Raw genomic sequence first — 10,452 nt, forward strand, 5'->3', positions numbered from 1 at the left:
ATTTATTTGTCATTTTGACACGCCCTGCACTAGAGTCATATCGACTACACGAGGTCAAAATGACTGCAAAACTACTGCTCACCACACTCTTGCCGCTGGTCGCAGACCTGGCCCGCGACCTGCCTGAAAGTGAACGCTATCGCCGCTTGCTGCACGCACTGCGCACCTTGCTACCGTGCGACGCGGCGGCATTACTGCGACTGGACGGTGAATGGCTGGTGCCCTTGGCCGTCGATGGTTTAAGCCTCGACACACTGGGCCGGCGCTTTAAAGTCAGCGAACACCCGCGTTTTCAATTTCTGCTCAGCAGCCCCGGCCCCACGCGCTTTCCCAGCAATTGCGAACTGCCCGACCCCTACGACGGTCTGGTGGACGGTCTGGGTGATCACCTGGAAGTTCACGACTGCATGGGTTGCCCGCTGTTTGTTGATGAACAGCCCTGGGGGTTATTGACACTGGACGCGCTGGACTCAAAGCGTTTTGAGCCGATTGAGCTTGATGACCTGCAAGCCTTTGCCAGCCTTGCAGCAGCTACGGTCAAGGTGGCCCAGCGCATTGAACGCCTGGCTCTGCGGGTCGAGGATGAACAGCAAAGGGCCGAATCCTACCGTCAGGCCCACGACTCACCGGACAAAGAGCTGATCGGCCAGAGCCTCCCGCACAAGCGACTGCTTGAAGAAATATCCCTGGTAGGCAGCAGTGAATTGACTGTACTGATCACGGGCGAAACCGGAGTCGGCAAAGAGTTGGTGGCGCAAGCCATACACGCGGCCTCGCCACGCGCCGATAAACCGATGATCAGCCTCAATTGCGCTGCGCTGCCCGACACACTGGTAGAGAGCGAACTGTTCGGTCATGTGCGAGGTGCATTTACTGGGGCCACCCAAGATCGACGCGGCAAATTCGAATTGGCCAATGGCGGCACTCTGTTTCTGGACGAAGTGGGCGAGTTGTCACTGACGGTGCAGGCGAAGCTCTTGCGCGTGCTGCAAAGCGGCCAGTTACAGCGCTTGGGCTCAGATCAGGAGCATCGGGTGGACGTGCGCTTAATCGCGGCAACCAACCGGGATTTGGCCGAAGAAGTGCGCAGCGGACGCTACCGTGCTGACTTCTACCATCGTTTGAGCGTCTACCCGCTCAGGGTTCCGGCGCTGCGTGAGCGCGGGCGAGATGTGTTGCTGTTGAGTGGCTTCTTTCTGGAGCAAAACCGTTCCCGCCTGGGCCTTGGCAGCTTGCGGTTAAGCGCCGATGCGCAAGCAGCGCTGGTGCACTATGACTGGCCGGGGAATGTGCGAGAACTGGAACACCTGATAGCCCGCAGCGCGCTGAAAGCCTTGGGCCGTTGCACCACACGCCCGCGTATTTTGACGTTGACGGCGGCGGATCTTGATTTGCCCACCACCACTGAGAGTGCTGGCATGAATGAGCAGGCGATGAGCATTGAAGGCGTGGGCGACTTGCGTCATGCCACTGAGAGTTTCCAACGCCAGCTCATCAGTGCCTGCCTGGAGCGTCATCAGCATAACTGGGCCAGTGCGGCCCGCGAGCTGGGGGTCGACAGGGCGAATCTAGGGCGAATGGCCAAGCGATTGGGCTTGAAATAAAAACCGCCCTCACCCTAACCCTCTCCCAGAGGGAGAGGGGACTAAAAGCAAAAGCAAATCCAGCCCCCTCTCCCTTTGGGAGAGGGTTGGGGTGAGGGTCTTGAAGGCCACACAATCTCCCTGCCCACCTAAAGCCCAACCCGATCAGGTCGATAACCCTGTATCCCACGCCACCCTCGGCCTTTTGAAGGTTTTTATGTCCTCAAGCAATGCCCGCGCAGATTCACTCTCGCTTCTGCTCTTTACCCTGCGCAGCGGCAAGCTGATGGCAATCAACCTGCTCAAAGTCAGTGAAATCATTCCTTGCCCGCCACTGACCAAAATGCCGGAGTCTCATCCCCATGTGAAAGGCATTGCAGTACTGCGGGGCCTGTCTCTTTCGGTGATCGACCTGAGCCGTGCCATCGGCGAACAACCTTTGCTCGATCCTGATGGCGGCTGCCTGATCGTGACCGATGTCAGCCGCTCCAAGCAGGGGCTTCACGTTCAAGCCGTCAGCAGGATCGTGCACTGCCTGACAACTGACATTCGCCCGCCGCCCTATGGCTCTGGCAAACGCTCGTACATCACCGGTGTTACCCAGGTAGACGGCGCGCTGGTGCAAATACTGGACATCGAAAAAGTCATCCACGGTATCGCCCCCACCCGGGTTGACACCTCACCTGAGGTGCTCAGCCGTGAAGACGCCAAACTGCTGGCCAACGCCCGAATTCTGGTAGTGGATGACAGCCAGGTGGCACTGCAACAATCGGTCATCACCTTGCGCAATCTGGGTGTGCATTGCCACACCGCCCGCAGCGCCAAGGAAGCCATCGACCGCCTGCTGGAGTTACAAGGCACGCCGCAGCAGATCAACGTGGTGGTCTCGGACATCGAAATGTCTGAAATGGACGGTTATGCGTTCACCCGTACGGTGCGCGACACCCCCGATTTTGCTCACCTATATGTGCTGTTGCATACCTCATTGAACAGCACCATGAACACCCAGAAAGCCCACCTGGCCGGAGCCAATGCGGTGCTGACCAAGTTTTCCTCGCCGGAGTTGACGCAATGCCTCATTCAGGCCGCGCGCACGGTAGCCGAACAAGGCTATTAACAGCATGAGTGCCTATAGCCTGTTGCTACGCAAAGACCTGCGCGAACCCTTATTAGCCGTTCGCTGGCCTGACGACGTAACCCTGGCAACCCTGAAGCCACAGTGGCTGCCTCAAGCCCACGCGCTGCTTGACCAGGCGTATAGCGGCGGCATGGGCAGTATCGAATCAATTGCGCACTGGCAACATGCCCTGGTGCATGACGCTGAATATGATCCGCAGTTGTGTTTTGCGCTGCTGCGCAATGGCCAGGTCATCGCGTTTGCACAAGCCTGGACCAGCGCCTTCCTCAAGGATTTGATCGTGCATCCCGACCACCAGCGCCGTGGCTTGGGCGACGCGTTGCTAAGCCATGTGTTCGCTGTATTTGAGCAGCGTCGCGAAGCCTGTGTAGACCTCAAGGTCATGGAACACAATCACACGGCCCTGTGCCTGTATCAAAAACACGGCATGACCGTGGTGCAACGCGAACGGGTGCTCTGATGAAAAGTCCCGCAGATCAGCGTTTACCCATGGTTTTACGCGTGCCATGCGGCGGTGCACCTGGCGTTGTATCGTGACCGCCAAGCCCGCTCTTCTGGTAATACGCTTTGCCCTGAGATTTGGCTTTAGCAAACTCGGCGGGCTTGAACGGGAACTTGAAGGCCGGGATAACCGGCTTTTCTACAGTGTTGAGGCTGGTTTCGCTGTCAACCGTGTCCACAGCATCAGGAGCGGTCGGTTGTGTAGGAGTAGTCATGAAAGCTCCGGGATACGGGAATAATCAGGCCAATTGGCGAACAGCCGCGCAGTATACCTGCCTGATTCCTCCGCCGCGCAGTCACAAGTAGGAAATAGTTACCACACCCTTTTCATTCGGTGACTCTGCACGCAGGCCTGCGGGTTCGAGCACCTGATACGTCGCGACAAACGGTAGGTCTGCAAACCGGCATAACCGGGTGGCCCGGTTCACCGCCAGTACGACCGAGGGGGTGACGTTGATAAGCTGGGTTGCGGCGCCATACGTGACCGTAGCGCCCGCGCCCAATTCGCACATGCGCTCCACGATTGAGCCTCGAAAATGGAGGGTTCCCCCCTCTACGGCGGGCTGGGCACTCACCTGATGTATCAGCCCCAACACCCCGAATACCGACAGCCCAAACGCTACATTCTTCATCATGCATCTCCGTGCGGGAACGCTGAAGCGCTCCTCTTATTAATCAGCCTATCGGCCACACATGACAGATCCTGACAAGCCTTCACACTTTTTTAATTAAGCTGTCGGTAATGTCAGTTAGCCGTCACTGTACTGACCGGGTTCACGCGTTATAACCCTTGGCTGAGCCCATCCAACCACCTCACGCACACGGCGTCTAACCGGCATGCCAACCAAAACCAATAAGATAGTGCTGGGCACATTAGTTGTTGCCCTTATCGGCAGCACACTGTGGTGGGCCACACGCCCCCCCCCTCTCAAGTCATCCGCTGCTGCGCCCGTACCGGTCAGGGTGATTCACGTGGTGCAGCAAGATGTGCCGCGCTATGTCAGCGGGATTGGCTCAGTACTGTCCCTGCACAGTGTGGTCATACGCCCGCAGATCGACGGCATTCTGACCCGGCTGCTGGTAACCGAAGGTCAGACGGTCAAAGCCGGGGATTTGCTGGCAACCCTGGATGACCGTTCAATCAAGGCCAGCCTCGATCAAGCCAAAGCCCAATTAGGACAAAACCAGGCGCAACTGCAAGTCGCCCGGATCGACCTCAAGCGTTACCAGTTGCTCAGTGTCGACAACGGCGTGTCCAAACAAACCCTCGACCAGCAGCAGGCGCTGGTCGATGAGCTCAACGCCACAGCGAAGGGCTATCAGGCTGCGATTGCCGCTGCAGAAGTTCAGTTGTCGTTCACCCAAATTCACTCGCCGGTCTCAGGTCGCGTTGGCATTCGCACGGTTGACCAAGGCAACTTCCTGCGTGTCAGCGATGCCCAGGGGCTGTTTTCCGTCACCCAAATCGACCCGATTGCCGTGGAGTTCTCGTTACCGCAACAGTTGCTGCCAACCTTGCACGCACTCCTCGATGCCCCACAACCGGCCTTGGTCAAAGCCTTTCTAGGCAACGCCGGCCCCGCAGGTACGCCGCTGGGCCAAGGCCGCTTGAGCCTGATCGACAATCAGGTATCCGCAACCACCGGCACGATCAAAGTCAAAGCTCAATTTGATAACCCCACCCACACCTTGTGGCCCGGCCAGTTGGTCAATATCGAGATCCAGACCGGGCTTGAACAACAGGCCCTCGTGGTGCCGCCACAGGTGGTACAGCGCGGGCTGGATAATTACTTCGTGTACCGCACGGTGGGCGATTCGGTTGAAACCGTACCGGTACAGATCGTCTATCAAGACACGGCGCTCAACGTGATCAGCGGGGTCAATGTGGGCGATACACTGGTCAGCGACGGCCAGTCACGGCTTAAACCCGGCTCGCACATCACCGTCTTGAGCGAACCGGCGCTTACCGACGCACGCAGCAACCCGCCGGTGCAACCATGAGCCACAGCCGCTCGCTCTCTGCCTGGTGCGTTGATCACCCGATAGCCACGGTGTTACTGACCTTTGCGCTGGTATTGCTGGGGCTGATTGCCTTTCCGCGGCTGCCCATCGCCCCTTTGCCCGAGGCGGAATTCCCGACCATTCAAGTCTCGGCGCAATTGCCCGGCGCCAGCCCCGACACGATGGCGTCGTCGGTGGCCACCCCGCTGGAAGTGCAGTTCAGCGCGATCCCCGGCATGACCCAAATGACCTCCAGCAGCGCGTTGGGATCGACCACCCTGACCCTGCAATTCACCCTCGACAAAAGCATCGATACCGCCGCCCAGGAGGTGCAAGCGGCCATCAATACCGCATCCGGCAAATTGCCTAAAGACATGCCGACATTACCGACCTGGAAGAAGGTCAATCCGGCGGACAGCCCCGTGCTGATCCTCAGCATCAGCTCTTTGCAAATGCCCGGCACAGAACTGAGCGATTACGTCGAAACCTTGCTGGCCCGACAGATCAGCCAAATCGATGGCGTGGGCCTGATCAATATCACCGGCCAGCAGCGGCCGGCGATCCGGGTACAAGCCTCTGCGGACAAACTGGCCGCCATTGGCCTGACGTTGGCCGATATACGTCTGGCCATTCAACAAACCAGCCTTAATCTGGCCAAAGGCGCGCTGTACGGGCCGTCGAGCATTTCGACCCTGTCGACCAACGATCAATTGTTCAACGCCGACGAGTACAGCCAGTTAGTGGTCTCCTACAAAGACGGTGCCCCGGTACAACTTCGGGACGTGGCGCGGGTGATCAACGGCTCCGAAAACGATTATGTGCAAGCGTGGTCCGGCCATCAGCCGGGGCTCAACCTGGTGATTTCGCGCCAGCCCGGCGCCAATATTGTCGAGACGGTAGACCGTATTCAGGCCGCCCTGCCCAGCTTGCAAGCAATGCTCCCGGCATCGGTCGAAGTGACCGTGCTGAGCGACCGCACCAAAACCATTCGCGCGTCGTTGCACGAGGTGGAAATCACCTTGCTGATTGCCGTCCTGCTGGTCATCGCCGTAATGGCGCTGTTCTTGCGCCAATGGTCGGCCACCCTGATCGTCTCTGCCGTGCTCGGTGTGTCACTGATTGCCAGTTTTGCCTTGATGTATGTATTGGGCTTCAGCCTGAATAACCTGACGCTGGTGGCCATCGTGGTGGCCGTGGGGTTTGTGGTCGACGATGCCATCGTGGTGGTGGAAAACATTCACCGTCATCTCGAAGCGGGCGAAAGCATGCGCGATGCGGCGATCAAAGGTTCCAGCGAGATTGGCTTTACCGTGGTGTCGATCAGCTTTTCGCTGGTGGCGGCCTTTATCCCGCTGCTGTTTATGGGCGGCGTGGTGGGCCGTCTGTTCAAGGAGTTCGCCCTGACCGCCACCTCGACCATTTTGATTTCGGTACTGGTGTCGCTGACCCTTGCGCCCACCCTGGCGGCACTGTTCATGCGTTCGCCGGTGCATCAAGCCGATGCCAAACCGGGGTTTGGTGAGCGCTTGCTGAGGCTTTACGACAGAGGGTTGCAACGCGCACTGGCCCATCAACGGCTGATGCTGGGGATCTTCGCTGTCACACTGGCGATGGCCATTGCCGGCTATGTGCTGATCCCCAAAGGGTTCTTCCCGGTGCAAGACACCGGCTTCGTGCTCGGCACCACCGAGGCTGCGTCCGATATTTCATTTACTGACATGAAACAAAAGCATCTGGCACTGGCCGACATCATCAGCAACGACCCGGCCGTGCAGGCGTTCTCCCACGCGGTGGGGGTGACCGGCAGCAACCAGACCATCGCCAACGGACGCTTCTGGATTGCCCTCAAGGATCGCGGCGACCGCGACGTGTCCGCCAGCGAGTTTATCGACCGTATCCGCCCGCAACTGGCTAAAGTCCCAGGCATCGTGCTCTACCTGCGCGCCGGGCAAGACATCAACCTCAGCTCGGGGCCAAGCCGCAGCCAATATCAATATGTACTAAAAAGCAACGATGGGCCGACGCTCAACACCTGGACTCAGCGCCTGACTGAAAAGCTGCGGGCCAACCCGGCCTTCCGCGACTTGTCCAACGACCTGCAACTGGGCGGCAGCATCACCCATATCAGCATCGACCGGAACGCCGCTGCCCGCTTCGGCCTCACCGCCACCGATGTTGATGAGGCGTTGTATGACGCGTTCGGCCAGCGTCAGGTCAATGAGTTCCAGACCGAGATCAACCAGTACAACGTGATTCTGGAAGTCGATGCACAGCAACGCGCCGAGGCCGAAAGCCTGAACTACTTCTATCTGCGCTCGCCGCTTAACGGCGACATGGTGCCATTGTCCGCCGTAGCCAAGGTCGATGCGCCGGTCAGCGGGCCGTTGTCGATCAGCCATGACGGCATGTTCCCGGCCGCCAACCTGTCCTTTAACCTCGCGCCCGGCGTGGCACTGGGCGATGCGGTGCTGATGCTCAATCAGGCGAAGAACGAGATCGGTATGCCGGCCACCATCAGCGGCAACTTTCAGGGCGCGGCACAAGCATTCCAAAGCTCGCTGGCCAGCCAGCCGTGGCTGATTCTGGCGGCACTGGTGGCGGTGTACATCATTCTTGGCGTGCTGTACGAAAGCCTTGTACACCCGCTGACCATCATCTCAACCTTACCTTCGGCCGGGCTTGGCGCACTGTTGATGCTGTGGCTGTGTGGTCAGGACTTCTCAATCATGGCGCTGATCGGCTTGGTTCTGCTGATCGGTATCGTCAAGAAGAACGGCATTCTGATGGTCGACTTTGCCCTTGATGCCCAGCGTACTCGCGGTTTAACGCCTGAACAGGCGATTTATGAAGCCTGCCTCACGCGTTTTCGGCCCATCATCATGACCACCCTCGCCGCCTTGCTCGGCGCACTGCCATTGATGCTCGGTTATGGCACCGGTGCTGAACTGCGTCAGCCGTTGGGCATTGCCGTCGTTGGCGGGCTGTTGGTGAGCCAAGCGCTGACGCTGTTTACCACGCCAGTCATATACTTGTGGCTTGAGCGGCTGTTCCATCGTTCCAAACCCGTCAGCTTGCTGGCGACGAATCACTGAGGCGGGTTATGCGCGTTCTGATAATTGAAGACGAAGAGAAAACCGCAGACTACCTGCATCGTGGCCTGACGGAGCAAGGCTACACCGTGGATGTGGCCCGCGACGGCATTGAAGGCTTGCACCTGGCACTGGAAAGCGACTACGCGGTGATTGTGCTTGATGTGATGCTGCCGGGGCTGGATGGCTTTGCTGTGTTACGCGCTCTGCGCGCCCGCAAACAAACCCCGGTGATCATGCTGACCGCGCGCGAACGGGTTGAAGACCGCATACGCGGCCTGCGCGAAGGAGCCGATGATTACCTGGGCAAGCCGTTTTCGTTTCTGGAACTGGTGGCTCGCCTGCAAGCCCTGACCCGACGCAGCGGTGGTCACGAGCCAGTGCAGGTGACAGTCGACGACCTGTGGATCGATTTGATCAGCCGCAAGGCGACGCGTTCGGGTACGCGCCTGGACCTGACAGCCAAGGAATTTTCATTGCTTAGCGTACTGGCGCGAAGCCAGGGCCAAATCCTCTCTAAAACCGCCATAGCCGAGATGGTCTGGGACATCAATTTCGACAGCGATGCCAATGTGGTCGAAGTCGCCATCAAACGCCTGCGCGCCAAACTTGACGGCCCCTTCGAGCACAAATTGCTGCACACCATTCGCGGTATGGGTTATGTGCTGGAGCGACGTAGTGCCTAAGCGGCCCCATCGTTTGAACGCCATCGCCCTTCGCCTGAGCGCCATGTTCACGCTGGTGGCCTTGGTGGTGTTTGTGCTCATCGGCGGGGCGCTGTACCAGCAAGTCGACAAAAGTATCGGCTTGCTGCCCGAAGCCGAACTGGATGCGCGCTACAGCGTACTGGAGTCGTCGATCAACCGATTTGGCAATCCAGATCATTGGGCCAAAATGAGCACCAAACTCAAATTGCTCAGCGAAGAAGACAAGCGCATCCATTTTTGGGTTATCAGCGACGATCCGAATTATGAGTACGGCCACCCAGACGCCATCGTGCGGACTTTTGCTCAAGGCCCGCCCGGTGTACGCGACCTGCATCTGCCCGGTGAGGCTTATCCGTTCAAAGTGCTGGTCAGCCAGATGCCGGCCAAAGAGCAGCGCCCGGCACTGCGTTTTCTGATCGCCATCGACACCGAGACCTTTCGCCAGACCCAGCATCAATTGCTGGTGGCCCTGATCAGTCTGGCGATTATCGGGGTGCTACTGGCGTCGCTGCTGGGCTATTGGGTGGCCAAAATCGGCCTTAAACCTTTGATCACTTTGTCTGAAGAAGCCCAGAAGCTGACCCCTCCGCGCTTGTCCGGACGTTTGCATCTGGACGCTTTGCCGCCGGAGCTTGATCAATTCGTCAACGCATTCAATTCGACCCTTGAACGTGTTGAACAGGCGTATACCCGTCTGGAATCCTTCAACGCAGACGTGGCCCATGAACTGCGTTCGCCGCTGACCAACCTGATCGGCCAAACCCAGGTTGCGCTGACCCGCGGTCGCTCGGCGGAGCATTACTTTGAGGTGCTGCAATCCAATCTGGAGGAGCTGGAGCGGTTGCGCAGCATCATTAACGACATGCTGTTTTTGGCCAGTGCGGATCAAGGCAGCAAAGCCAGCAAACTGACCCGCGTGTCGCTGGCGGACGAAGTGGCAACGACACTGGATTATCTTGAATTCATTCTGGAAGACGCGCAGGTACAGGTTCGAGTCAGTGGCGATGCGCAGGCGGATATCGAAAAAGCTCATTTGCGTCGAGCGCTGATTAACCTGCTCAACAACGCGGTGCAGCATACCGAAGCCGGGCAATTGATTGAGGTGCTAATCAGCCAGAGCGCTGAGCGGGTGAGTATCAGCATCAGCAATCCGGGTGTCCCCATTGCCGAGGAGCACCTACCGCGTTTGTTCGAACGCTTTTACCGTGTTGATGCCTCGCGGCATAACAGCGGCGCCAATCACGGCCTGGGACTGGCTATCGTCAGGGCCATTACGCTGATGCACGGCGGCGAGGTGTTTGTAACCAGCCGCAATGGGACAAATACGTTTGGCCTGCATTTGCCGGTGTAGTCCACCCATCGCGACATATCGCGCTGAAAAAGGCAGTCATTCTTGAGCGGTGCCTCGCCAGCGACACAGTCTTTGATCGTGT

The 10,452-nt window shown here is 58.5% G+C and carries 9 protein-coding genes; 7 read left to right on the forward strand and 2 right to left on the reverse strand.

Annotation, left to right across the window (positions count from 1 at the left end):
* Positions 1 to 59: 59 nt before the first annotated feature.
* From norR to EQV93_RS01705, 3 genes are all read left to right on the forward strand, one after another.
* Positions 60 to 1,604, forward strand: a complete 1,545-nt coding sequence (gene norR, locus EQV93_RS01695; protein ID WP_146427112.1) for a nitric oxide reductase transcriptional regulator NorR — start codon at positions 60 to 62, stop codon at positions 1,602 to 1,604.
* Between the two features lie 196 nt (positions 1,605 to 1,800).
* Positions 1,801 to 2,700, forward strand: a complete 900-nt coding sequence (locus tag EQV93_RS01700) for a chemotaxis protein CheV (RefSeq protein ID WP_146384201.1) — start codon at positions 1,801 to 1,803, stop codon at positions 2,698 to 2,700.
* Between the two features lie 4 nt (positions 2,701 to 2,704).
* Positions 2,705 to 3,181, forward strand: coding sequence for a GNAT family N-acetyltransferase (locus EQV93_RS01705; protein ID WP_240890771.1), 477 nt, complete (start codon positions 2,705 to 2,707; stop codon positions 3,179 to 3,181).
* A 16-nt stretch (positions 3,182 to 3,197) separates the two neighbouring features.
* On the opposite strand, the gene EQV93_RS01710 is transcribed toward EQV93_RS01705, so the two are convergent.
* Together EQV93_RS01710 and EQV93_RS01715 are read right to left on the reverse strand one after the other, a co-directional pair.
* Positions 3,198 to 3,437 (reverse strand): hypothetical protein, encoded by a 240-nt coding sequence (locus EQV93_RS01710; RefSeq protein ID WP_122784879.1) that lies wholly within the window; start codon positions 3,435 to 3,437, stop codon positions 3,198 to 3,200.
* An 81-nt stretch (positions 3,438 to 3,518) separates the two neighbouring features.
* Positions 3,519 to 3,857 (reverse strand): type 1 fimbrial protein, encoded by a 339-nt coding sequence (locus tag EQV93_RS01715; protein WP_146427699.1) that lies wholly within the window; start codon positions 3,855 to 3,857, stop codon positions 3,519 to 3,521.
* Positions 3,858 to 4,059: 202 nt separating this feature from the next.
* Here EQV93_RS01715 and EQV93_RS01720 point away from each other — a divergent pair, with 202 nt between their 5' ends.
* From EQV93_RS01720 to EQV93_RS01735, 4 genes are read left to right on the forward strand one after another with little or no spacing between them, the layout of a single operon-like run.
* A complete protein-coding gene (locus EQV93_RS01720) occupies positions 4,060 to 5,223 on the forward strand; it encodes an efflux RND transporter periplasmic adaptor subunit (protein ID WP_240890772.1) in 1,164 nt (387 codons plus the stop codon).
* Positions 5,220 to 8,315, forward strand: a complete 3,096-nt coding sequence (locus tag EQV93_RS01725; protein ID WP_240890773.1) for a multidrug efflux RND transporter permease subunit — start codon at positions 5,220 to 5,222, stop codon at positions 8,313 to 8,315. The genes EQV93_RS01720 and EQV93_RS01725 overlap by 4 nt, the downstream gene beginning before the upstream one ends.
* An 8-nt stretch (positions 8,316 to 8,323) precedes the next feature.
* Positions 8,324 to 8,998, forward strand: coding sequence for a heavy metal response regulator transcription factor (locus EQV93_RS01730; RefSeq protein WP_146384209.1), 675 nt, complete (start codon positions 8,324 to 8,326; stop codon positions 8,996 to 8,998).
* Positions 8,973 to 10,370 carry a heavy metal sensor histidine kinase gene (locus EQV93_RS01735; RefSeq protein WP_240890774.1) on the forward strand — a complete coding sequence of 466 codons (1,398 nt, stop codon included), beginning with the start codon at positions 8,973 to 8,975 and terminating at the stop codon, positions 10,368 to 10,370. Before EQV93_RS01730 ends, EQV93_RS01735 begins: the two co-directional genes overlap by 26 nt.
* The last annotated feature ends 82 nt before the right edge of the window (positions 10,371 to 10,452 follow it).

Source organism: Pseudomonas sp. TMW22091, from assembly GCF_022496705.1.
Classification (GTDB): Bacteria; Pseudomonadota; Gammaproteobacteria; order Pseudomonadales; family Pseudomonadaceae; genus Aquipseudomonas; species Aquipseudomonas saxonica.